Origin of the sequence: Bacillus sp. F19 (genome assembly GCA_023823795.1) — a bacterium.
Taxonomy (GTDB): Bacteria; Bacillota; Bacilli; order Bacillales; family Bacillaceae; genus Bacillus_P.
This window is the reverse complement of record CP085710.1, coordinates 2,243,901-2,266,868: the sequence shown is the minus strand read 5'-3', so window position 1 is coordinate 2,266,868 and position 22,968 is coordinate 2,243,901. Positions and strand designations below refer to the sequence as shown.

25 protein-coding genes and 3 pseudogenes are annotated in these 22,968 nt (G+C 35.3%); 9 read left to right on the top strand and 19 right to left on the bottom strand.

Translation table 11 applies throughout. The annotated features are described in order from the left end of the window. Positions 1-111: 111 nt before the first annotated feature. Together LIT25_11505 and LIT25_11500 are read right to left on the bottom strand one after the other, a co-directional pair. A complete protein-coding gene (locus LIT25_11505; GenBank protein USK35861.1) occupies positions 112-1,293 on the bottom strand; it encodes a response regulator in 1,182 nt (393 codons plus the stop codon). Continuing rightward, positions 1,271-3,004, bottom strand: coding sequence for a sensor histidine kinase (locus LIT25_11500; protein USK35860.1), 1,734 nt, complete (start codon positions 3,002-3,004; stop codon positions 1,271-1,273). The genes LIT25_11505 and LIT25_11500 overlap by 23 nt, the downstream gene beginning before the upstream one ends. Before the next feature lie 235 nt (positions 3,005-3,239). Here LIT25_11500 and LIT25_11495 point away from each other — a divergent pair. After that, positions 3,240-3,737, top strand: a pseudogene (locus LIT25_11495) (transposase). A 62-nt stretch (positions 3,738-3,799) separates the two neighbouring features. On the opposite strand, the pseudogene LIT25_11490 reads toward LIT25_11495, so the two are convergent. The 4 genes and pseudogenes from LIT25_11490 to LIT25_11475 form a co-directional block, all read right to left on the bottom strand. Beyond that, positions 3,800-4,066 (bottom strand): annotated as a pseudogene (locus LIT25_11490) (hypothetical protein). Positions 4,067-4,082: 16 nt separating this feature from the next. Next, a complete protein-coding gene (locus LIT25_11485; GenBank protein ID USK36242.1) occupies positions 4,083-4,454 on the bottom strand; it encodes a hypothetical protein in 372 nt (123 codons plus the stop codon). Positions 4,455-4,858: 404 nt separating this feature from the next. After that, positions 4,859-5,062 (bottom strand): hypothetical protein, encoded by a 204-nt coding sequence (locus tag LIT25_11480; protein USK35859.1) that lies wholly within the window; start codon positions 5,060-5,062, stop codon positions 4,859-4,861. A 523-nt stretch (positions 5,063-5,585) separates the two neighbouring features. Continuing rightward, complete coding sequence (locus LIT25_11475; protein USK36241.1) at positions 5,586-5,663, bottom strand: peptidoglycan-binding protein; 78 nt, start codon at positions 5,661-5,663, stop codon at positions 5,586-5,588. A gap of 1,081 nt (positions 5,664-6,744) precedes the next feature. On the opposite strand from LIT25_11475, the gene LIT25_11470 reads away from it, so the two are divergent. Both LIT25_11470 and LIT25_11465 read left to right on the top strand, forming a co-directional pair. Beyond that, positions 6,745-7,302: a signal peptidase I gene (locus tag LIT25_11470; protein ID USK35858.1), complete on the top strand. Its 558-nt coding sequence runs from the start codon at positions 6,745-6,747 to the stop codon at positions 7,300-7,302. 30 nt (positions 7,303-7,332) lie between these two features. Next, on the top strand, positions 7,333-8,058 hold the full coding sequence (locus LIT25_11465) for a hypothetical protein (protein ID USK35857.1): 726 nt from the start codon (positions 7,333-7,335) through the stop codon (positions 8,056-8,058). A 112-nt stretch (positions 8,059-8,170) separates the two neighbouring features. On the opposite strand, the gene LIT25_11460 is transcribed toward LIT25_11465, so the two are convergent. From LIT25_11460 to LIT25_11430, 7 genes and pseudogenes are all read right to left on the bottom strand, one after another. Next, positions 8,171-8,464 (bottom strand): hypothetical protein, encoded by a 294-nt coding sequence (locus LIT25_11460; GenBank protein USK35856.1) that lies wholly within the window; start codon positions 8,462-8,464, stop codon positions 8,171-8,173. Positions 8,465-8,523: 59 nt separating this feature from the next. Further along, entirely contained in the window at positions 8,524-8,991 is a 468-nt protein-coding gene (locus tag LIT25_11455) for a hypothetical protein (GenBank protein ID USK35855.1), read from the bottom strand. 248 nt (positions 8,992-9,239) lie between these two features. Further along, positions 9,240-10,360 (bottom strand): IS3 family transposase gene (locus LIT25_11450; GenBank protein USK35854.1). Its coding sequence is split into 2 segments (ribosomal slippage): positions 9,240-10,111 and positions 10,111-10,360, totalling 1,122 coding nucleotides; the frame shifts between segments, so codons are not numbered across the junction. Positions 10,361-10,672: 312 nt separating this feature from the next. Then, a pseudogene (locus tag LIT25_11445) lies at positions 10,673-11,964 on the bottom strand (IS110 family transposase). A gap of 382 nt (positions 11,965-12,346) precedes the next feature. Then, a complete protein-coding gene (locus LIT25_11440; protein ID USK35853.1) occupies positions 12,347-12,655 on the bottom strand; it encodes a hypothetical protein in 309 nt (102 codons plus the stop codon). After that, on the bottom strand, positions 12,648-13,403 hold the full coding sequence (locus LIT25_11435; protein USK36240.1) for a lipase family protein: 756 nt from the start codon (positions 13,401-13,403) through the stop codon (positions 12,648-12,650). Before LIT25_11435 ends, LIT25_11440 begins: the two co-directional genes overlap by 8 nt. A 1-nt stretch (position 13,404) precedes the next feature. Continuing rightward, on the bottom strand, positions 13,405-13,779 hold the full coding sequence (locus LIT25_11430; GenBank protein ID USK35852.1) for a hypothetical protein: 375 nt from the start codon (positions 13,777-13,779) through the stop codon (positions 13,405-13,407). 152 nt (positions 13,780-13,931) lie between these two features. On the opposite strand from LIT25_11430, the gene LIT25_11425 reads away from it, so the two are divergent. Next, positions 13,932-14,168, top strand: coding sequence for a hypothetical protein (locus LIT25_11425; protein USK35851.1), 237 nt, complete (start codon positions 13,932-13,934; stop codon positions 14,166-14,168). A gap of 336 nt (positions 14,169-14,504) precedes the next feature. Here LIT25_11425 and LIT25_11420 read toward each other — a convergent pair whose 3' ends face one another. The 3 genes from LIT25_11420 to LIT25_11410 all read right to left on the bottom strand — a co-directional run bounded on the left by LIT25_11420 (position 14,505) and on the right by LIT25_11410 (position 16,259). Continuing rightward, positions 14,505-15,059 carry a cysteine hydrolase gene (locus LIT25_11420; GenBank protein USK35850.1) on the bottom strand — a complete coding sequence of 185 codons (555 nt, stop codon included), beginning with the start codon at positions 15,057-15,059 and terminating at the stop codon, positions 14,505-14,507. A gap of 223 nt (positions 15,060-15,282) precedes the next feature. Next, positions 15,283-15,513: a hypothetical protein gene (locus LIT25_11415; protein USK35849.1), complete on the bottom strand. Its 231-nt coding sequence runs from the start codon at positions 15,511-15,513 to the stop codon at positions 15,283-15,285. Between the two features lie 311 nt (positions 15,514-15,824). Next, positions 15,825-16,259 carry a MarR family transcriptional regulator gene (locus tag LIT25_11410; protein ID USK35848.1) on the bottom strand — a complete coding sequence of 145 codons (435 nt, stop codon included), beginning with the start codon at positions 16,257-16,259 and terminating at the stop codon, positions 15,825-15,827. A 143-nt stretch (positions 16,260-16,402) separates the two neighbouring features. Here LIT25_11410 and LIT25_11405 point away from each other — a divergent pair, with 143 nt between their 5' ends. Continuing rightward, complete coding sequence (locus LIT25_11405) at positions 16,403-16,879, top strand: GNAT family N-acetyltransferase (protein USK35847.1); 477 nt, start codon at positions 16,403-16,405, stop codon at positions 16,877-16,879. A gap of 479 nt (positions 16,880-17,358) precedes the next feature. On the opposite strand, the gene LIT25_11400 is transcribed toward LIT25_11405, so the two are convergent. The 3 genes from LIT25_11400 to LIT25_11390 form a co-directional block, all read right to left on the bottom strand. Then, a complete protein-coding gene (locus LIT25_11400) occupies positions 17,359-17,868 on the bottom strand; it encodes a UPF0489 family protein (protein ID USK35846.1) in 510 nt (169 codons plus the stop codon). A gap of 252 nt (positions 17,869-18,120) precedes the next feature. After that, complete coding sequence (locus tag LIT25_11395) at positions 18,121-18,435, bottom strand: DUF3892 domain-containing protein (protein USK35845.1); 315 nt, start codon at positions 18,433-18,435, stop codon at positions 18,121-18,123. 285 nt (positions 18,436-18,720) lie between these two features. Beyond that, on the bottom strand, positions 18,721-19,128 hold the full coding sequence (locus tag LIT25_11390) for a YbaN family protein (protein USK35844.1): 408 nt from the start codon (positions 19,126-19,128) through the stop codon (positions 18,721-18,723). A 786-nt stretch (positions 19,129-19,914) separates the two neighbouring features. Here LIT25_11390 and LIT25_11385 point away from each other — a divergent pair. The 4 genes from LIT25_11385 to LIT25_11370 all read left to right on the top strand — a co-directional run bounded on the left by LIT25_11385 (position 19,915) and on the right by LIT25_11370 (position 22,925). Continuing rightward, positions 19,915-20,787, top strand: coding sequence for an ABC transporter permease subunit (locus tag LIT25_11385; GenBank protein USK35843.1), 873 nt, complete (start codon positions 19,915-19,917; stop codon positions 20,785-20,787). After that, a complete protein-coding gene (locus LIT25_11380) occupies positions 20,788-21,789 on the top strand; it encodes an ABC transporter permease subunit (protein ID USK35842.1) in 1,002 nt (333 codons plus the stop codon). 221 nt (positions 21,790-22,010) lie between these two features. Next, positions 22,011-22,241 carry a hypothetical protein gene (locus LIT25_11375; GenBank protein ID USK35841.1) on the top strand — a complete coding sequence of 77 codons (231 nt, stop codon included), beginning with the start codon at positions 22,011-22,013 and terminating at the stop codon, positions 22,239-22,241. A 63-nt stretch (positions 22,242-22,304) separates the two neighbouring features. Next, positions 22,305-22,925 (top strand): hypothetical protein, encoded by a 621-nt coding sequence (locus tag LIT25_11370; GenBank protein ID USK35840.1) that lies wholly within the window; start codon positions 22,305-22,307, stop codon positions 22,923-22,925. Positions 22,926-22,968: the final 43 nt, after the last annotated feature.

The following is a 22,968-nucleotide window of genomic DNA, read 5'->3' as shown; positions in this document are numbered from 1 at the left end:
TTTCCCCCTTTTTTTATATAAAAATATAACCGCTTTCATTTTACCTATAATGAAAGCGGTCTCATACATAAATCCATCTTAAATTGGTCGTCATATTGTTTTAATTTTCTGTCAAATATACGAAGCAGGTGTAACATTGTCCGGGCTTTTTCTCCTTTTTGTTTGGCGATATTCAGAAGGAGTCTGTCCCATACATTTTTTAAACCACTTACTGAAATATTTGCCGTCCTGTATCCCGATCTTCTCACCTATTTCCTGCAAAGTGAGGGAAGTCATTTCAAGCAGTTCGCAAGCAGCACTGAGTTTTAATTTTTCCGAAAATGTGTAAAAACTTTCACCAACTGATTTTTTAAAAAGTGTACTAAAATGGCTCCTGCTTAGTCCCACTTTATGAGCTATTTCAACCGATGAAAAAGATTCTGACAGGTATTTCGTGATCAGATACACTGCCTTTCGAATCGGATCAGGCCATTCCTTTAGGGAAACCTTAAATTGTTGTTCGATTTTTAACTGGTTGTACAAAAATTTAACACCATTCATCCACTCCTCGACACCTTTATTCGGGCCGCTCACATTCCACTGGAGTGACGGGATATTTTTTTTGGCTATCATTAGTTTTTGCTCAAAATGGGGCCCGTACGGCTCGGAAATAAACATAAAACATTGATCCTGGCCGCAGATGATTTTCTCCGTTATGTCCGGAAACAAGGTTTCAATTTGTTTTTCTACTGAAATATCCCCATTGTTTAGGCGATTTAGATGGTAGATAAAAAATGGCTTCTCAATCCACTCCCATTCCGATTGGCACTTTTCCTTTAACAAGTCGGAAAACGAGTTTTCAAAACCGCACAGCCATTCATAAAACACTTTTGTAAGTGTAGAAGAATCTGCAGAAGCCTGTTTTTTTGTTTCTGATTTTTCAATTTCCTCTGTAAACCGCTTGAGATATTCTTCAAATTCATGATCCTGAAATGCCGTTTTTAAAATATAGCCAGAAGCTCCAAGATTTAAGCCTTCCTGTGCATATTCAAAATCACGGTGACAGCTTAACAGCAATATTTTGGTACTTGGGGCAGCTTGTTTTATTTTTCGAGCCAGTTCAATTCCATTCAGTTCTGGCATGACAATATCAGTAATCACCACATCTGGGGAGTGTTCAAGAAACTGTTCCCAGCCTTTCTTGCCGTTTGCAGCATCCGCAACCACTTCCATATTAAATTTCTGCCAATTTATTGTTGCCATTAACCCTTTTCGTACGATATATTCATCATCAATCACTATGACTTTGATCATTTGTCTGCCTCCTTTTCGGCCAGCGCATTTTGAGGGTTGTTCCTATTCCTTGCTTGGATTCAATCGTAAGACCATATTCATTCCCAAAATGAAGCTTCAACCGTTGATCAACATTGTTCACGCCAATTCCTCGTGCTTTTTCATTTGGTAATTGAGCTTTCAGTAGATTAAGTGCATTTTCTTCATTCATCCCTTTTCCATTATCAATCAATGTTAACAGAATGAAATCAGATTTGTCCTCAACTGTTAATTGGATCTTTCCCCTTCCATCATCAAATGCATGAAAAAAGATATTTTCAAATAAAGGCTGGAGGGACAATCTTGGCACTAAATACTCTGAGCATTCCGGTCTGACCATCTCCTCATAATCAAACGTATGACCATAACGGATTTCCTGTACCTTCAAAAAATGCTGGATGGTATCCAGCTCCTTTTTCAACGGAATCAATTCATCCAAAAAATTAAGATTTTCATGCAGGACCTCTGTAAGATGGTAGATCATCTGCTGTACTTCATTCGCGTTAGAAAGCCTTGCCTTCCATTGTATGGAATTCAATGTATTAAACAATAAATGGGGGTTTATTTGATAATGAAACGCCCTTAACTCTGCTTTCCTTTTTAATCTTTCCGTTTCACTAATTTCATCGATTAATTCCTTTATTTGTTGGACCATCTGATTAAAGCTGATCGTCAGTTTCCCAATTTCGTCATATTCTTTTACAGCTACCTGTGTTTGCAAATGGCCGGCACTAACTCGTTCCATCGAATCTTTAAGTCTTCTAATTCTCTTTGCTATTTGAGCAGAAAAGACCATAGCAAGTATACTAGCAAGTAAAATCGAGAAGAAAATGGCTAGTATAGTATAATTAAAAATGACTTTCGAAGACTGATAAAATAGTTTTTCAGGGACACGGACCTCAATTTCCCAGTCATAGGCATCAATTGTGGTGACCCTGACAATATCGTTTGGTAGCGATTTCATTTTGTTCTCTGTTTGATAAATAACCTTATGCCTATTATCATGTATTGTCACAAAGGAATGGACATCTCTTTCCAAAAATTCAATATATGAAAATAGCTCTTCCGCATTGGTCTCAATTAACAGCTTGCTTCCCTTTAATATTCCATATTGGCTCTGAATCGGCAAAACGAGGCCAATAGTTTGTTGAGGCGGATTGTTGTCATCATAATGATCCGCTTTGTAGAATCCGACCCAGCGCTCTCCTTGTTTTAATGTGCCTGCTTCTTTCCAAAAGGGCTTTTGAAATAGCTTTTGAGTATTCAGATGGTCTCCACCGTAATAATAGCCTGAGCTGGTTATAAGATAGATTCCTTTTGTATTAAACGTTTTATGGGCTTCAAGGAATCTTTCAAAGTTCTTTTTCTCGATGAATCCTGCATACGTCCGCGGGAGCTCCTCTTTAATGACAATTAAAGTAGGGTCGGATAAATAGTGGTTGATGTCGTTTGAAACAACATACATCTGGTCAATCGTATTTTCAATCTGCTTCTCTAACTGGGAAACAGCAAAATTCTCATATTCATTAAATTGCTTATTCACAATGGATGAGGATTTTTGATAGGAGAGATAACCGAACAAAAAGAGCGGTATCAGTGCCACCATAATAAAAAACAGCACCATCTTAGTACGAATGCTCCCATAAAATTGACGTTCAATTTTTTCCATTATATTCTTATAAACTTTGAACATCATATCCCCCAACCTTTTCTATTATTCTATTATCATAATAGCAAACTCCCGCGACCTCAATAAAACCCTTTTTACACAAAATATACTTAGAAATGATTTCCTTTAGAGTGGATAGCCCATTTATTCCCTAGAAAAAAATTGCTCAGTTTAATTATCCAATAAAATAAAAGAGGCTGACTCAAAAGGTCGTTGAATAACAACATTTTTGAGTCAGCTTTTTATTTTAAGTTCTTTTTATTCCGTCGTTTCCCTTCTCACTTTACGAAGATTCTCTTCTTCTGAAGAGATCCTAAATACGGATGAAGAGGCTCTGGCAGGTACTATAGCTGAATTATGTAATAGCCGGTCTAAAAAGTGGGCGAAAGAAAAAGCCACACAGCTTAAAGAGGCTGCGATCCGAAATCCGTTTCAGAAAGCCCTTTACCACAGCCATATTCTAAGCCTGCATATGTACAGTGATCTGCTTCTTCAGTACAAAGAGCATCTATCAAAGTTGGCAGATGAAATAGATGCTCTCGCTAAAGAAGTAGAGTAATATGAAATCATTCAATCAATTCCCGGCATTGGAGAAAAAATCGCTGCAACGATTATCTCCGAAATTGGGGAAATTGAACGATTCAGTGCTCCCCAAAAACTTGTGGCGTTCGCTGGAGTTGACCCAAGTGTCTTTGAATCTGGCAAATTCAGAGCCACTATGAACCGCATAACCAAAAGAGGATCCAGCAGAATGAGACCTTGCTTCTTCAGATAGCATAAATTGATTTCCTCCTGACCAGGCAAGGCATGATACACAAAAATCGGAATTTTTTTGTATAAACATTCGCTAATCGTGACTCCGCCAGGCTTTGTTATAATCGCATCCGCCTCATGATATAACTGATTCATTTCCTCTTTTGATGAAATGTATGATATTGGGATGATCATCTGATTATAAATCTCTGCAATAAATTGAAAAAGTTTTTTGTTTTTTCCGCATAAAACCCGGTAATGAATATTACCTGCCGGTTGAAGCTTTTGAATTAATGATTGGATGGCTCCGGCACCAAGGTTACCCCCTGAAATTAGTATCGAAAATTGGTTACGTTTCCTTTTTCAATTCCTTTAACTTTGAATGGATTGGTATCCCAGTTACAAAAATCCGCTCAGATTCAATTCCCCTGTCTATTAAATAGTCCATTAACTCTCTGCTTGGTACAAAATGATAATCGATCTCCTCGATTCCCCATATGTGATTAATGAAATAATCGGTATAAACATTGACGACAGGAATCGTTTGCTTTTTCCTCCTTTTTAATTGGCTCAGCATATAAGAAGGCAATGCATGCGTGCATATTATGAGGTGAGGTTTCTTTTCTTCAATTAATTTTTCCATCGAAAGTAAAAACAAGAGTTCATACATGCGGTATCGATTATGGTCCATTTCATTTTCAAAAACTGATTTTCGATAAATCCAACTATAATAAGTAGTTTGGAGAAGGAATTTTTTGCCCTTTTGTTGATCGTCTTGTTGTTGAAATGTAATATATGGGAAAAAACGCCAATTGTTTGAAGAGGTTATAGGTGGGACTTAAAATAGTGAAAATCTCAAATCCTAACCTTGTACACCCCTTGTTAAGCAAGGATATGCCAATAATCCCTTTAATCTCATCTATATCTTTATGCTGGTAAACATATGACGCTAAATGAGGTAATGATTCTTTTACCCTTTTATATAATATCATGGCTTTTTTTATATCATTGTTAACAGTTAGGAGCTCTTTTAATAATTGAACATTATGAAGATGAATTTTCACGAGGACATCATTCTTTTTGATCATGGTTCCATCTGATAGAACCACTTCACGGCCTTTGTAACTACAATCTTGGAAAGAGATGGATCCATTTCAAATAAATTGATGACACTAAAGCTTCTATCTTCCCGAAACGATAAGATAAGATATCAACTTTTTCACAGTCAAATAAGCCATTTTTTCTGGATAGGGATTCTATCATTCCATCTGCTACATGATGGTGGCCAGAGGATATCTGCAAGAATGGCAAGAAAAGTACCTTTATCACGAATTATTTCCCCCGTTCATTTTAAAGTAGTTTGTGTTATTCGTGAGGAATCATTCTACCCCCCCTCTAATTTCCATCATATTATCGAGGAATTTTAGTCAAAATAATTAGAGTTAATAAAAAAGGGTTTAACACTATTTACAAGGAGAAGAACCATGAGAATAAGGCTTTATATACTGTTTTTTTCTCATGTTTAGAAACAATAATCTCCTCATTCGCAACTTTGTTAAAGTAGGCTTTTTGCAGCATCAAGAGGTAAAGTTACTAAGACTGAAAGGGGGACGTTATAGATTGTTTCAGAATTTGTAAATCCTTCTGTCTGTATCCATTTAAAAAAATCCTCAAAATCTAAAAGGTAGTTAAGTAGGGTAGAGTTTGTTTACTTAGTGAAGAATTATCCAATGGAAATACATCCATATATTGGTTAACAATATTATAGCAAACGCTTGTTTTGATTTCTATAATCAATTATTCGTAAAATGGATATTATACACGAAATTTATTTCCTGCTAATCTGCCTTCTCTATGCTGCTTTTAAACTATTAGCTTTTTGGAACCTAACTACAGCGCTTTTTGTTATAGGACCAAAATATGTTGTTATTGCATTATTTATTCAGTGGTTCTTGTATAGAAGACATCAAAATACAACTCATTGCTGTCTTAGCAAGCATTTTTTTAAACTTATTTTTCCCCAATGCACTTCTCCCCCTAAAAACGACATAATTTGTGTGTCTTTTTTGAATTTTTCGATAAATACCTTTGTTTGTTTAATTGTACTTAGGAATTTTCGTATCAATAACTAAGCTTTTGACAATCCTACTTTTGCGTGCTTTTTTTTTCATTTTTTTCCTCCAAGTCACTTTATTACATATGTAAGTGCTGATAGATAACGAAACGATTTTAAAAGATAGTTTTAGACTTCCTGCCCTTCGTTTTTTCCGCAACAAATTACTTATGTATTTATAATTATATATGTATTTGAAATATTGTGAATTGGAGTTTTCAAAAGAACGCATATTTCTTTAGCATTTTTATGAAGTAAATTGTCGATTAATATCAAAATCGTTTTTAGTTTCCTAGTTTTGTATCGTATTGAAAAAATATTTTATACTAAATCAACAGTATTTAATAGTTTTGTACAATATTCCCCCAAATTTAGATTCCCTTCATTCATCATTTTGACACAATAAATAACATAATATTAATGATGAAATCAAAGTTCTACATTAAACGACAATTATTTTAAAAAAACTGATGAAAAAATCGTATTTTGAATCATGTATTTATGAAATATTCCCCCAATTTACAAAATTCCAAATATAGTTAATGATTGTAAGTATTATGTAATTATTATGAATCAACGAAAATAGATGAATTCTAAATAAATACTTAAAACCTATTAGAATCATTGTTTCGTAAATCATTGCACTACATATGTAATAAAGAGACAGAGATACAGAGGAAGAAAATAGGAAAAAAGCAAACAACAAAAGTAAGGTCTTAAAAAGCTTAGCTGTATTTGCTCTATCATCTAGTTTTATTTTAGGTTCTATTGGACAAGTACCAACTACTGCGAAAGCGGTTAGTTATTCGAATACTGAAAATTTACTTGCTAATTTAACACCAGAACAAAGAGCAGCACTTAACCAGATGACTACAAATGAATCAACAGGAGGGATTTTTTGAAAAGAAGAACAACAAAATGGTTTTCGAAATTTTTTATCGTTATTTTTGTTCTATTAATCGTCTATATCGGTGTTACGGTATACCAATCTAGTAAAACTCCTGGAAGCTTACCGAGTTTTTTTGGATATACACCGTTAACCGTTCTCTCTAATAGTATGCAGCCCCATCTTCAATCAGGAGATCTCGTATTGATTAAAAGAGTAGAATTTAAAGATATAGAAGTGAATGATGTTATTACCTTTAAAGAATCGGATACAAAATTTATTACACATAGAGTAATTGATGAAAAAGAACAAAATGGACAAGCAGGTTTTGTAACAAAAGGTGACAACAACAATGTTGAGGACTCGATGATCGTCATGAAAGATCATCTAGTTGGAAAACAAGTTGCATCAATCCCGAAACTTGGGTATGTTTCTGACTTTGCAAGCGGACCAATAGGATTTCTATTATTTATTACTATTCCGCTTACAGGCTACATCTGTCTAACGGTTTTTGAACGTCTCTCCCGCCAAGAAAAGCAGCATAAGAATGAAGAGATTGTATCTAAATAAATTTTTTTTTATAATTGGGGGAATTATTTTATGAAATTAGTCAAAGTAAAAAAAGCATTATTAGGTACTACAATTGCAGGAGTAATTGCTGTTGCAACAAGCTATGGAACTTATTCTTGGTTTACTTCTGAAACAACTGCGCAAGGTGAAATTACAAACGCAGTCGTCCAAATTAATAATGGACAAAACATTCAAGAGAAAATTGTGGCACAGGAAAATTTTGCTCCTTCACAACTTGTGTTTGGAGATTGGTTGACAATCGATAACACAGGTACTGTCAACACATTCTTACAAGCAAAATTAAATCAAACATTAGACAAAGACCTTTCCTTAGATACTTACAAAGTGGGTTATATTGCACTTAAATATAAAGTGAAGCCAACTGAAGATGTATTCAAAGAATCTCTAATTAAACTTGAAGAATTATACGAAGGAACTACGAATGTAGTAAGTCGTTCTCTAGATTCGGACGAACCTGTTAAAATTGCAGAAGGCGTAGAAATGATTACAGGTTTCCTAAATGCTCCTGAGGCACGTTCTGCAGCAGTTGTTGGTGAAAATGAATTTTTATTGGGTGATGGTGCGGAATCAGGAAAAGGCAATAAATTCTGGAATTTAAAAACAGATGAATACATTGATCTTTTATTCGGTGTAAAGCTCGATGAATCAGCGTCAAATGATTATCAAGGTGTGAAATACTCTGCTGATTTTTCTGTTAAAGCTAAACAAAAAGACGATGGTGCTCTATACGAATAATGTAATGATTAAAACAGACGGCCAAATTGGTCGTCTGTTTTCGACGTGCGCCAAGTATGGGTGCTGTCTATAGGGGGGAAGTTCAGTGCAATGAAATTTTAATTGAAAAGTCCTATTGTGGTAATGTAGGATTTTTTCTTGTTCCACAAAACCAGCTATGTTTAATTAGTTCCGCACTTCTAGTGGATATAATGGTAGCATCACTTTCTGAATCGAAATCAATTTTTCTATATGCTTTTGCATTTAACTCTTTCCTTAGAGTTACTTTTATTAATTTTAAGGCTTCTGTATTTGATTCTACACTTAGTGTTGAGACAAAATCCTGATCAATGTAAAAGTAAGAAATTGATTCATCAGGAAAATATATTTTCACCCTACCAATTTCAACATATTGTAAAGTGTTCACCGCGTCACCTCTTTAAAATTCAAATTGTGCCACAAAAGCCCCCTTTAATTAAAGAACTTTTAAAAAGTAATACCTTTATCTTTATACTGCACTATGTAGTTGCCGTCAGAGCCCCACTTATAATACCCCACATTAAATTCTTCCTGGTTTATTAAGCCATTTAAATAATCAGGAATAGAGGAGTTTAAAATTAAGTCTGTAATTTCCAATGGAAAGTTATTTTCATTGGGATTTGGAGTATGAATATAGACGGCATCTACAGCAGCATCTTTTTCGTTTAACTCAATCCAAGATTGGTAAGGTTTTTCAAAAGAATCTAGCTTTTTTAATAAATCATTATATAAAGCTAGATGTGCATTTATGTGCTCTCTTCTGTACTTTGGTCTAATATTTCCTACTCCAAAAAAATCAAGGTGAGTATGCCACAAGTCAAACCACCCATCGTTACTAAAATCTAAGTTATATTGATCTCCAGATGCTCTAATTTCCAATTCACGAAAGTAACGTTTTTTTCCTCGAAACTTCACTATTCTCACTCCAATTTAATATAAACCCTTATTCAACAATCCTCCCTCTATAAAGAAAGGAATAGCTCTGGATTTCTAGCTTTTTCTTAAGATTTCAACATGATTTATTTTAATTAGATATCAAAGTTATGGATGTAAGTTGAAAATAAGGATATTTTTGGAGTGTCAAAAAAAAAAAGTCCTTAACTGCCTAACCACTCCTATCCAAAAAGTGGTTACCTAGTAAAAGTTGGTATGTCAACACTAAACTAGACAGTTTTTTTAAGGTGTAAATTTTTGTATTCTCTTGGACTTAAATAACCCAATGTACCATGTATTCTTGTTCCATTAAACCAGTTCACATAATCAAATAGTTTTCTATTTAAGTCGGATAATGATTCGAAGTGGCGTTTTTTCACAAACTCTGTCTTGATAATTTTAAATGTTGCCTCCGCCACCGCATTATCATATGGACAGCCTTTCATACTCAAAGAACGCTTGATTTTAAATGTTGCTAGGGCTTCGTCAATCAATTTATTCTTGAATTCACTTCCTCGATCCGTGTGAAATAGCTTGATCTTGCTTAGATCAATTTCAATTGAAGAAATGGCTCGGTACACAAGCTGTGCGTCCTTCTGCGGACCAGCACTGTACCCGATAATTTCCCGATTGTAAAGATCAACAAATACACATATGTAATGCCATTTTTTCTCGACTCTCACATACGTTAAATCACTGACAACCACGTTGTAAGCTGCTTTTTGTCTGAACTCACGGTTAAGCTCATTCTTTTGTTTCGATTCGTTACACGTTGATGCATGGGGCTTGAACTGGGCAATGGTATAAGTGGACACTAGACCTTGCTCTTTCATCACTCTGCCAATCCGTCTTCTTGAAACCTGGTATCCACATTTCTGGAGTTCCACTTTAATTTTCCGCGTCCCATAGTTTTGGCGGCTGGCATGAAAGATTTCAATCACCTTGAGGGTTACCTCATCTGTTTGAGGGTGAATTTTTTCTTCGTAATAATACGTGCTTCTTGGAATCTCGAGGACGTTACACATTGCTGATACCGAGTATTTGTGGGTGTTGTTTCGAATCACATTTACTTTCGTCCCATGATCAGCGCGGCTTGCTTTAAAATATCATTCTCCATTTCTAGCTGTTTATTTCTCTTCATTACCTCAGCTAATTTCACTTGATCAGGCGTTAAATTATCTTTTTCTTTAAACGAACCTGAGTTGCGTTGTTGACTGATCCATTTATCCAGCGAGGAAGGCGTCAAATCGTACTCTCTTATAATTTCTTTACGTGGCTTTCCAGTTAGGTATAGTTGTACGATTTGTTCTTTAAATTCTTGTGTGAATGTTCGGCGCTCTCGTTTAGTCATAGTAGAATCTCCTTTTTTCATTGTTTCCGTTAGTCTACTTGACCTTAAAATAATTGTCTAACTTAGTGTAGCCGATTCAAGTATGGTCGCACTGGTGGATGTCCACATGTCTCATGGAGGTCAACCCTCCCATGTCTCACAGAGTCTTCGCTCCAAAATTCCTTCGTCCAACCTTTCCATGAGGTGGATGTCAGTGATGCTGCCCGACAGGATCAGAGTCCGTACTTTAATGGTTTTACTGACTAATCCGTGCTTCAAATGTCTAAATAATATATCTAATAAAACTTAAGTAAAAACAAAATCAAATGAATCCTAAGCTACGTCCTGTAATGGTGCCATATGAGGAATATCCTTCAACATTCTATCTTCACTAAATTCACATTGTTTTGTACCAATCGTAAATAGAATTCGTATCAGTTTATTACATATCGCTATCAGCGATTGCATTTTCTTTAGAGGATTATTTTTACGTGTTGTAAAATACTCATGTAAAGCTTTAAAAGCAGTGTTCTTAGCTACCAAAGGCATCGCTACTCGGAAGAGGAGAGCCCTTAGTGTCTTCCTACCTCTCTTTGTAATCTTCGCTTCGTTTGCCCTTTGTGCTTTCCAGAGGTATTCTCCTTTAGGCTTAACCCAGCTAACTTGATGATTTGTCGAGGGTGAGAATAGTAACTTAAATTCCCTACTTCTGAAAAGAAGCCAGCTACAGTGTCCTTGCCGATTCCTGTGATGGCCAACATTTGTTGAACACCTGGTATCCGTTCAAGGAGTCCATCAATATCAGATTCTAGTTCTTCGAACTTTTCATTTATTAATTCATACTTGTCTAGTAAAGTGCGAAGCTCTAATTTAGCCATCCTTGAACCTTCACGAATACCAATAGAGTCTTTGGCTACTCGTTTAAGTTCTTGAATTTTACTGAGTCCAACCGCACGTTTTACAGCTTTTCTGAGATGAATGAGGATCTCTTGTTCCGAGACTATCTCTAACTCATGTGGTAATACATTTAACTTTAATAATTGTAGTGCTGCTTTTCCTTCCCAATCTTTAAACACTGTTAAGAATTCAGGGAAATATCGATCTAACCAGTTATGAATTTGCCCCTGCACAGCTTGTAAGTCAACAAATAAAAGATCGCGTATTTTCCTTGCCACACGAAGTTCTGCATAAACTCCTTGTGGAATATTAGGTTCGGCATATCTTCCATCTTTGACTAGCTGTGCAATGACTTTTGCGTCCTTCACATCATTTTTGGTTGGAGAATTATCATCTAATTCTTTAGACTTCTTCACATGCATAGGATTTACCACGACAAACTTAATCTCCTCTTCTTTCAGAAAATGAGCGAGGTTGAGCCAATAATGACCTGTCGGCTCCATTCCAATAATCACCTTATCCATGCCTTGTTGTTCCATCAAATGTTTTATCCAGCCTAAAAAAAGATCAAAATGTGATTTGGTATTTTCAAAGTGACAAGGTGCACCAAACTCTAGGCCTCTAAAGTCTTGAGCACGAGCTACATGCTTGTACTTCGCAATATCTACACCTATAATCAGTGTTTCAGAAGTAATTTGAGCAATCTTTTCATTTTTGTTATAATTCATATTGAAGGCCTCCTGGTATATATGTTTTGTCCTTTTCTCTGCCTAGCTTCAGGACACTCATATCATACCAAGAGGTTATTTTTTTGTTCAAACCTCATTTTTCTTCATTACAGGAATGCTGCCCTTTAACGGAAGAACCATTTTTTTAATTATATTTAAAAATCCCAATGAGACTTGGGCAAATAATGCAAAGACAGACGGTTAAACCGTCTTGAGTTTTGTCATGGTATATGCGCCTGAAGCAGCATTGAAAGAATGTAACATGCTGTTTGATATTCTCTGTTCTTTTTAGCTTTTGGCCATTTCAATAAAGTTCTTTTATAGTTCAGCTCATGTTGAGAATTGATAAAAATATTTTCTTCAAGTTGAGTTCTTCTCTAAACTAAAATTTGGGGCCTTTAGATAATTCAACATTTATCCTGTTACGTATATTCTTCTCAGCTCGTCCGATTTCACGATATGTAGATTCCAGCTGCAGTATCTTCATTGTATATTGATAATTATAATATTCTAATTCAGATAGAAATGCTTCATTTCCCTGCCCTGATTTCCAAGTGTACACATTCTCCATTATATTTTTGATGATTGCCTGTTCAGCTCTAATTCGTTCAACAAAAAAATCAAAGGAAGATTTTAATTCTACAAGGTCACTGTGCTCTTTAAGTAATATTTCAATTTCATTATTAATCATGTAATTTATCCGCCTCTATATATGCAAGTGCAGAAGATTTAAGATTATGTTTAATCTCTAAAGTTTTTTGTGAGAACCAAACATTAAATTGTTGAGCTGATTGAATGACTTCATCAACAACATATTCTGATTTTTTAACATTATCCAGCCTATTTGCAGTTCTTTTTATATCATTGCACAAATCTTCAATCCGGTTTATATAAGCATCCAATCGTTCTGCAGTATCCTCAAGTTCTCTTGGAGTTACTTCTATGCTTGCAACAGAATTAGAGAAAAATCTCGGAGATTGCCAACTCATCTTACCGGTTACTACATTTGTAATAACAGCATTATTTATGTTTCCGTACTCGTCAAATGTGTAATGATCCAGTGCATGATAATTCTCCTCGGAAATGGATTTTAAAAACCTGGAGAATGGATTAATCTCTGCATTTTCATATTCAAATAAAGTTCCTATATAATATGTGGATCCAATGTGTCTTTCATATTCTTTGAATGCACCCGCACTAATGGAATCTCTAGGATTGACGTAATTCACTATTTGATTATCATATTTACCCTCTTTTACTTCTTGCTGCATATCCTTAGGAAGTAAACCAACAACGCTTGGCGAATTAAAGGTGACTGCTTGTACGTTACACATTGCAGCTACGTAAGAAGCGAGGGCTCCTCCTAATGAATGGCCGGTTAAAGAGATATTCGCATCGGGGTATTTTTCCTTTACACCTTTAACTAGATTCTCAGCCAGTCTAAATTGATTTTTTTTTATGAAAGTCTATATTAATCTTATCACCGGCTGTATGGATGTTAAGGCCAAATTTATCTACTTTGTCCTTTCCGACTACATACTGGACATCTGCAACTATATCTTTAAAACCATCTCCAAATAATTGGTCTCCTTCTGTCCCACGAAAAGAAATTACGATATAATCTTTGTTTTTATATATGACTGCATTAAAACCGGTATCTTCGTCATCCAGAAGAAAATCTTCCTCACCTGTTTGTGTCCAGGTCTGCTTACTGTCCTGAAACTTTATATTGAAATTTGGAAGAGATTTATCGTTATAGGCATAGCGACTTAACCGATGGTACAGTTTATCGCGAACTGAATTAATATCAGACATTCCGGTCACCTCACCCCTATTTATTAGGATATGTTATAATTCTATTATATAAAATTTACCAATAGGTTGGGGCATGAATGATGAAAAAGCATGTACTAATTAGTTCTTTATTAGCAATATTTATCATCAGTGGATGCGGTCGGGAGGGTGGAATGGAGAAGAAAGAGATTGAAGAAATGGCAACTAATGTGGCCATAGAATATATGCTGGTCGAAGAGGATATTGATTTAGTAGTAACTGATGTACAGATCACGAACGACGATGTTGGAGTAGCTTTTGTAAATGGGTATGAGAAGAATGACAAGAAAGAAGAATATTCGGTTATGGTAAATTATTTAAATGACTTTGAAGTTGAAGGGTATGGGTCCGGGGAAACTAAAGAGGAATAACCAAAGCCAATAAAAAAACAGCTAAAATGTAACGGGTTCGGTTGAAGGGTGCAAACATATTAATTAACAGCACAATTAGCATATTGTTTGGTATGCTTTTTTATTAATTTGATAGGGTTTGTTATTAAATTAAAGCCTATTTTAGCACTTGAATAGCATTGGAATTAGCAAGTATCTGTTGACCAGCAGACACTTGCTAACTGTATTGCTGATATTAACTCTGATTTAAATGAGATAAACCAAAAAGAGGAACTCCGATTACTTTGGAGTTCCTTTTTGTTCTTCAATTATTGCGCCCGATTGCTGAAGAACCAAGAAAGGTTACTGAGATATTCCTTATTTGAGGTTTACTTCATTTTTCATCCAGTCTAAATCTGATGATTTTTTCAAAGTTATCGCTCCATTTGGACTCCAAAAATACTTTAACGTTCCATGAACATGTTCGATAATGCTGGAAGCTGATAGATGATCTGCATCATTCGTGGTGTGAGCATCTGTGATAAGGGTAACATTATAACCTAAATCAAAGGCTCCTCGACATGTGGAATCAACACAGAATTCTGTCTGTGCACCACAAATATAGAGATGTGTTGCGTCCAGCTTGTCGAGTGTTTGTCTTAAAGATGTGTTTGTAAATGAATTCGGTACAGTTTTATGGATGGTCACCTCTTGATGGAGGGGTTTCTCAAGTCGTGCGTGAAACTGCCATCCAGGTTCGCCCTTAATCATGGGACCTTCTTGTTCTTCGTGTTGAATATAGATTATCGGTATCTGTTGCTCTCTTGCACAATGAATTAATCGGTTAATGTTATCAATGGTCTCATCACGTTTATACCCATGTTCCACGACTTCTGTTTGCACATCAATGACAACTAATACTTTATTTCCCAACCGTAACATCTCCTTATTCACTTAATTTTAATAATAACGAAACTCTGATACGTTTACATAGAAATAAAAGATTTCGATCTTTCCGAGCGTTATTAGTATATGATCACCTAATATTCAATAAGGAACTTCGATCATAGTATCCTTTAGGTGAAGATGTATTGAATGATTATATAAAGGTTTTCGATTTTTCATTTAACTTTCCTTTTATTACTTCTAACTTGGGTTACTCACTAAAATTCAAATTGATCGGTTGTTTTGGCAAATGCTCCTGTGAAAGCATATTTGTTGTAGCTACTTTCTCGTTCACTTCTTCAAAACTGAAACCATCTGCCCATACTTTTCCTTTACTAATAAGTAAAACACCAAAGTAAATGGAGGCACTTTCTTCTGGCACATCTAAAACGATGGAATAGTGATTCCAATCTGTTGTACCTTGAATAGAACGATTATCCATATTATCAAATTGAAGCGTATCCCCGGAAGCATTATCAATACGAAGCCATGCACCGCATTTTTCTCACCTGCTCTGTTTTTAAGAAACAGGAAAGTTTTAATCGTTTTCCTTTGTAATCATGTGCTTGGAAACCCTGCATCATTGTCGCGAATTCTTGCTCATTTGCTTCACCTTTTGAATAAAGCAAGCCCGATTTGGTCCCTGTGTGGAATACACCCCCGTCTACTACTAATTCATATAGTACAGGATTAGAACCACTTAAGCCCAGCCTTTAACTTGTTTTTGTGTATTCATTTTTTTTCCTAAAACTTTCAAAATTTATTTTTCTCCAATTTTCCTTTTATCACCATCATCGAAATACGAATTTCATTAATTTCACTATCAGTTAGTCCATTAAACAACTGATTTATTTGTTCATCTGACTGAATATTAATTTTATCCAGCAGTTCCTCTCCTTTTTTTGTCAAAAAGAGAAAGTTTTTTCTATTGTCTATTGTTGAGCTTTTTTTCTCTATTAATTCTTCCCTCTCTAATTTACGTAAAATTCTGCTCATATAGCTTCTATCAATATTAAGTTCTTGAACTAGATTATTCGCAATACACTCAGTTCTCTCGCTAATTTCAAATAGTATTCGTGCTTCGGTTAATGAATAATCTGTATCTAGAATTTGGTTATTAAATAAACCAAGTACCTTTGTATAAAATCGATTGAATTGTCTGATATCATAAATGATTTCTTTATTCATACATTCTCCTTTAGTTGACTTTGTCCACATTTAATATTAATATAACTATATCCCTAAAATGTGGACTTAGTCAACATTTTAGGTGTGCCATTTTCAAAAAACTTTAGCTATCTTTATTAAGACCTAATTGAAGGAGATAATATATGATTATTCGAGAAATTAAAAAAGAAGACAATGCAAAAGTAAAAGAAATAATACAAGATTCACTAAAATCACTTGGCTTAGCGATTCCTGGAACAGCTTATTTTGATCCTCAACTTAACGACCTTCACCAATATTATACTAATTTAAAACATGCGAACTATTGGGTAGTAGAAATGGAGGGAGAAGTTGTTGGCGGAATTGGTATAGCGCCGTTTAACGAACAAGACAAAGTTTGCGAATTGCAAAAGCTATACTTAAGTTCAAAAACACAAGGTTTAGGGTTTGCAAAGAAGCTAATGGAAACAGCTTTGTCATTTGCCTCTAAACATTATACAAAGTGCTACTTAGAAACACAGCATGAATTAAAAACTGCATGTATATTATATGAAAAATTTGAATTTACACTTTTACATGAACCACTATTAGGTTCTGACCATTCTGCTATGAATGCGTGGTATATAAAAGATTTGAATTAACCATAAGAAAAACTTTTTTCTTATAGATAACAACTTCCATTGAATCAAGATGTACATCGGTAAACCCCCTCCATAACCAAGGAAGTTTAAAATCAATCAACAAAAGATGGTATGAAAATCCAGTTTCCATACCATATTATTCAACAATTGCGCCCGATTGTTGAAGAAGGATCTTCAACTACATTGCTGAGGGGTTATTTCGTAAACACCCCTTTTCTGGAATATGTCGAATGATTTCTAATCTACTCATTTATATCTACTATCCAAGTTTAATCGAGTGCTAGTATTAAGCTTCTTGAATCAGCTTTTCTTACACCTTTTTACCAATGAACATACTCCTCATCTTTTAGTTCAAAGTATTCAATGAATAAGTCGAGAAGGCGTTGAGCAGATTCACTTCCTCCACAATATTCAGGAGAAATACATACCGTAATTAGACTCCAATCTTCTTCATATTGTTTGAAACGTTCTAAATGTTTTTATATATATTCATCGCTATAAAGATAAGGATTACTATCAAAGTTATTCTCTATGTTTTGATAGGCATGTAAGTTAAAAAAATCCAAGTCCAAGTCTAAAATAAAGCTCTGACACTCCGGTCGAAAAAACTTCATTCGATGCTCGGTTTCAAACTGATTATAAGTATAAGAATGAATAACGTTACCGGCTGGCCTGTCATAGTCACCTATCATATATACGTCTTCTATGGTTCCGGTTTCTTCAGCTGCTATAATGAATTCAAAAATATGTAATTTTTCACCGGTTTTAAGAGCATCTTGTTTTGATTTAACTTCCATTACTTTTTCATGAGAATCACAATAATCATCATGGAAATCAACGTGCAACAGTCTGGCACCAGGTTTTATTTCATTGTTCAGTCTACTAATTTCCCAAGCAGAGAACGCCCAGTTATGATCTCGCATGATGTAAATGTTACGTTTTGGATACTTAATCTTCCAGGTTCGTTCCATATCCCTAACTTTCTTCATCAAATACCTCCTTGAAGTATTACTTATTCAACAATCCGGTCTAGATTGCTTAATACCAATTATTTCAAAATTAGGTGATTAACTCAATCTTTTATTCCATTAAAAAGAACACTTACCTTATTACTACAGATAAGCGCCCTATAATTGAATAACTGATGGTTTTCTTACAGCAAGTTTACGAAGTTCACAGTAAATTAGTAAAGTAAAGAAGAGAATATCCAAATTAACATTCTCTTCTTGAGGTTTACCCGTTTAAAAAAAAGGTAAGTTATCTAAGTTATTTTCTTTAATACCATCGGGTTCACTACGTATAATATCCCTGCCATACTTATGAAATACGTCCACATGAGCTAACTTCCCTGATTTTGCTTCATCAAGAGCAGTAATATAATCTAATTCTCTTCCACTACTTGTTTTAAAAGCAATAATATCATCCTCATCATTTTTACGAACTGCAACAATTTGTTCTACTCCTGAATCGACTTCCTCAACTACTTCCAATTGAGCTTGGTCTTCCCCTTGTTGTAAGTATTCATTATAAATTTTTTGAAAGTCTTTTTTATCCATAAAACCCACCTCCAAAACATTTTATTAGTATGTTCGGAAGCTATTAGTTTTATGTACTATGTTCCTTAACAAATGTATTGTTTTTACAGTTTTTCATAGTGGCCCAATACATAAAGTTCGAGTACAATTCTTACTACAGAATTGCGCCCTTTAACAGAAGACTCGATTTCAAGATAATCTTAAAAGACATTTAATAACGTTCTTTCTCTATTGCCCCATGTTTTGTGGAAGAAACATTTCAAAGACATTATTGAAGAAACGCATCCGTTATTTGAAGAAAATTTTTCAAGTAGCTCTTTGTTTCGTACTGTTTCGGTCAATTGTCTTAATTTTTTTAACGAAATAATAATGTTTGTAGAGGGCGAGCACTACTAACAGGATTTTCACTAAAAGGATGTCCACATAAAATACAGAAATTACGATAAAGAAATCGGCAACTAAATTGATTCTGATTTTCTCTTTTCGAGTCATACCTTTTTTTTGTAGGAATGCTTCAACGTATTTTTCATATAATGAGGTGCTTTTGAACCAGTTTTCAATCGACTTGGAACTTTTCGCAAAGCAAAAAGCAGCGAATAAGTAAAACGGACCGCCCGGCAGAACAGGTAACACAGTCCCTGTAACACCAATCACAAGAGATATGAATCCAAGAAGCAAAAATAGGATACTTTTTAATTTTTTAATTGTAATCACCTTTTTATTTATATTCTATTCTATTCTCTTATAACGTAAAGAGGAAGTCCAATTGATTCAACATCACTGATTAGTATCTTACCATTTTCTTCTTGAACTAACCTGCACCTTTAGTTTAAGTACATTTTTTCACAATCTCACACCAATATTAACATAAACATCCAGTTTTATTTGGGAGCCTTATTCCATTAAATGGCCCGATTGTTGAATAACGACACTTTGAAATGATAAATGAAATTCCCCCAATTTTAATGCTTAATATCTACCTTCCGAACATCTCTTCTAAACCATTCCATATTGCCTGCAAATATCTCAAAACAAGCTAATTTCAATTCTTTTTGCCAAATCCTATTGTATACATCCTACCTAACAAGAGAATAAAATGGAGTACTTTATGGATTTTATTGAAAGCTACTAACATAAGGTAGCATCTCGTATTGGTATTCTATTGCAACCTTTAAGAAGCAAATAAATATCAATCAATCTTTCTCTGCTTGTTAAAGATACTGCTTCATGACCTGAAAAAGATAAATGTGATATTAATACTGGAGGTTAATAGGTGGAAATAATTAAAGGGAATTTTTTACTAATACAGAATATATAATTGATAGTCTCTGAACCTTCGGAAGGATTCTTAGATGGATCAGAAATTGATCCCTATTTTCAGATCAGATGTATTTCAATGTTGGAGCTGAAGGGTATAACACCAACGGGTTTTTTCGTGGAATGGCCACATTCGCCAAGCCCTCAAAACCATTTAAATACATAACAAGACGGAGAGATTACATGAATAAAAAACACATAGTATCAGCTTGTAAGGGAGTTATTATCATCGTGCTACAATGCATGGCGGCCATTCAAGTTCTCATTTTAATTGGTACGAGTCCGGTCCTTTTTGATAAGTTGAGCTTTAATGTGCTGGACTATTTAGAAGTTGTCGTTGACGTTTCTATGAAAATTTACACGTTACAAGAGCTTACCTTTGAAGGAGTCCCGCTGTTTCCGATTGTCATGGCGAGATATGCGGATACGATGAAAATTTTGGGTGCAGGAATTGCGACCGCTTTCGTCTTATCCTCGTTAAATGCATACATTGCTCTGCTGGTTTTTAGAAGGAGACTGAGACAAGTCATAAAAGCGCTTGATGTGTTTGAGGCCATTCCGGATGTCATGATCATCGTCCTTTTGCAAATTGGTGTGATCGCGGTGTACAAATCGACTGGAATCAAGCTTGCACAGGTTGTGACGGTCGGCTCACAGGATCAAACCATTCTACTTCCCATTTTATGCATCAGCATTCCGGTTTCATTTTTTCTCACAAAAGTGCTGATTCAGTACGTTCTTGAGGAACTCGACAAAAGGTACATCCTACTCGCGAGATCGATGGGATTTTCTTTTTTTTATATCCTTAACGTGCATGTGATTCGGAATATCACAGATGCCCTGTTTGGAGTGTCCAAGACCATTTTCTATTCAATGCTGTCTACTTTGATGGTTGTCGAATATTTATTCAATTTGAACGGATTACTAAGTCTTGTTTTTTCAACCAGCAATTCCGAAGTGTTTTCGGTCAGTTGCATTGTCCTGTTTGTTCCGTTTTTCATTTTATACCGCACGTACGATGGGATCAGCAGCTTCATCAGAAAGGAAAAAATGTAAATGTTCTTATTTTTAATAAAAAAGAAAAGATTTCTGTTCAGTTTCCTTTTCCTATTCACTTTACTGACTTTCAGTGCAGGAAATTCAATCTTTAATGAAGGAAACATACAGCAGATCAGATACATAAAAGATGCAGACGGGGGGATTATACTTGCCCCTCCTTATCCGCCCTTTACCGTCTTTCTGCTCGGCTCAGACCGATTCGGCTTTGACCTCTTGCATATGATGGTTGAAGGGGCCAAGTATACCATCGGACTTACCTTGCTTATTACTCTGCTTAGAATGCTTCTTTCTCTGGTGGTTAGTTATTTTGCGTATTCACTAAAGCCTTTTCTTTATAAAACCTTTCAGTCTCTAGTTGAGCCCTTCTCGATTGTTCCACAAACCTTACTTGCCTTTTTTATTTTGTTTAGCGTGCTGTGGATGCAGGTCAATGGGTTTGCTCATTCTTTTTTTGAACGAGCGGCGTTTGAGGTTATTATTCTTTCTGTCCTTGCGATTCCCACATTATCCATGCAGCTTTCAAATGAAATCAGGGCGGTCCACAGTGAGCCCTTTGTCGAAGCATCAAAAGTATTGGGAGGAAGGAAAATGCATGTTTTCGTGAAACATATCGTTCCTCAGCTTTATGAAAGATGGATCCTCCTATTTGGACAGCAATTTTTACAGGTATTAATGCTGCTGGCCCACCTGGGAGTGTTTAAATTGTTTTTCGGAGGAACATCTGTCTCATTCGGATTAATGTCAGATCCTCCCCGGACTCTTTCCTACGAATGGTCAGGTCTGATCGGGGATAGTTTAAGCTATTTATTCGTACAGCAATGGATCGCAATTGTGCCCATCTCCTTTTTCGTCCTGACAGCCATTAGTGTTTCATTCATTAACGATGCTTTGAAAGAAATGTTTTTGCTGACTGGGAATTCTGCTGGAAATAAGGCTTCGACTAAGAAAAGGGTTTATTATTCTGGAAAAAGAAAAAGGACACCAAGCGGTACATTATAAGAAGTTTTGATTCTGGTTATGAATGTTGCCGCACCATTTCTTCTGCATAGATCAGGAAGAAGATAAGCCCACCTTTATTGAAGAACGAGTAAATATTTCCAGTTATTCCACAAATGGATTTGTGTTGCAATTAACTTTATTTAGTCGGGTAGTTTCCCCACTTATCTGTATCACAGAGTCCTGTTTTTAATTTTCAGAACATAAAAAAGGGGGAAACTAGGATGCTATCTCTTACACCAAATACTTGTGAAACTTGCGAAAATAACTTTAAGGGAATCTGTGCAGGTAATGATCTTTACGGAAAGCCAATAGATAATAATCTTCATCCAGAGTGCTGGGGAATGAGTGTAGAGTATCAGGAAAAGTTATTAGAGGAACTGCCTGAACGTGAAAGAGAACTTGTGACTATAGGATGTTATGAATTGGAAAAAACAATAATTAAATTCCGATAAAGGAATTAAGGAAAAGCATGGTGTATATATATTTGTTAGAAATATGCTGAAAGGAGGGGTCGGATGAAAAAGCTTATTGCTTTTGTCATGGCGTTATCTGTGCTTTTTGCAGTAAGCCCTGCGGCTGCTGATGTATGGGTTAAGCCATACATCAAGAAAGATGGAACGGTTGTGAAGGGACATTATAGGAGTAAACCTGACGGCAATTTCTCTAATAACTGGAGCACCACAGGGAATATAAATCCTCATACCGGGGAAATGGGAACAAAAACATATGAATACTCCAGCAATTATGTGCACTCACCGGATTATAGTCTGGCCAGCAGCTTTTTATCGGGATCTTGGTACTGGAGTTTGCTACATGAATTTTATTATTATGAACCGATATTAGAAACTGACAATATAAAATATGACTTGGAACAGACATATGAAGCTGCACGTCAACAATTCTACGAAAGCAATAATGATGATACTATCTATAATTTAGATGAAGAATACCAGGATCAGTATGAGCAAGAAGCTGCGGAACTTGATGCTGAGACACAAGAATCATTAGATGAATTAAGCGAGATCGGTGAGAATTATGAGTTTGACTCCACTTTAGATGAAGAATATATATTCGATTCAAACGGTGCCGTCAAAGCAGACGATTATGACATGGAAGATAGTTCTGAATGGGAATAAAATAAAACCCCATGGTGGAGTGAAGTGAACCCAAAAAGTTAGA

What these genes read in the sequence shown, in the direction of transcription:
- LIT25_11430 (USK35852.1), bottom strand. Translation starts at nt 13,779, where the DNA reads ATGTCTGATATTAATTCAGTTCGCGATAAACTGTACCATCGGTTAAGT.
- LIT25_11375 (USK35841.1), top strand. Translation starts at nt 22,011, where the DNA reads ATGCTATCTCTTACACCAAATACTTGTGAAACTTGCGAAAATAACTTT.
- LIT25_11405 (USK35847.1), top strand. Translation starts at nt 16,403, where the DNA reads ATGATTATTCGAGAAATTAAAAAAGAAGACAATGCAAAAGTAAAAGAA.
- LIT25_11505 (USK35861.1), bottom strand. Translation starts at nt 1,293, where the DNA reads ATGATCAAAGTCATAGTGATTGATGATGAATATATCGTACGAAAAGGG.
- LIT25_11440 (USK35853.1), bottom strand. Translation starts at nt 12,655, where the DNA reads ATGATTAATAATGAAATTGAAATATTACTTAAAGAGCACAGTGACCTT.
- LIT25_11465 (USK35857.1), top strand. Translation starts at nt 7,333, where the DNA reads ATGAAATTAGTCAAAGTAAAAAAAGCATTATTAGGTACTACAATTGCA.
- LIT25_11425 (USK35851.1), top strand. Translation starts at nt 13,932, where the DNA reads ATGGAGAAGAAAGAGATTGAAGAAATGGCAACTAATGTGGCCATAGAA.
- LIT25_11500 (USK35860.1), bottom strand. Translation starts at nt 3,004, where the DNA reads ATGTTCAAAGTTTATAAGAATATAATGGAAAAAATTGAACGTCAATTT.
- LIT25_11415 (USK35849.1), bottom strand. Translation starts at nt 15,513, where the DNA reads ATGGATAATCGTTCTATTCAAGGTACAACAGATTGGAATCACTATTCC.
- LIT25_11380 (USK35842.1), top strand. Translation starts at nt 20,788, where the DNA reads ATGTTCTTATTTTTAATAAAAAAGAAAAGATTTCTGTTCAGTTTCCTT.
- LIT25_11370 (USK35840.1), top strand. Translation starts at nt 22,305, where the DNA reads ATGAAAAAGCTTATTGCTTTTGTCATGGCGTTATCTGTGCTTTTTGCA.
- LIT25_11395 (USK35845.1), bottom strand. Translation starts at nt 18,435, where the DNA reads ATGGATAAAAAAGACTTTCAAAAAATTTATAATGAATACTTACAACAA.
- LIT25_11400 (USK35846.1), bottom strand. Translation starts at nt 17,868, where the DNA reads ATGAAGAAAGTTAGGGATATGGAACGAACCTGGAAGATTAAGTATCCA.
- LIT25_11385 (USK35843.1), top strand. Translation starts at nt 19,915, where the DNA reads ATGAATAAAAAACACATAGTATCAGCTTGTAAGGGAGTTATTATCATC.
- LIT25_11410 (USK35848.1), bottom strand. Translation starts at nt 16,259, where the DNA reads ATGAATAAAGAAATCATTTATGATATCAGACAATTCAATCGATTTTAT.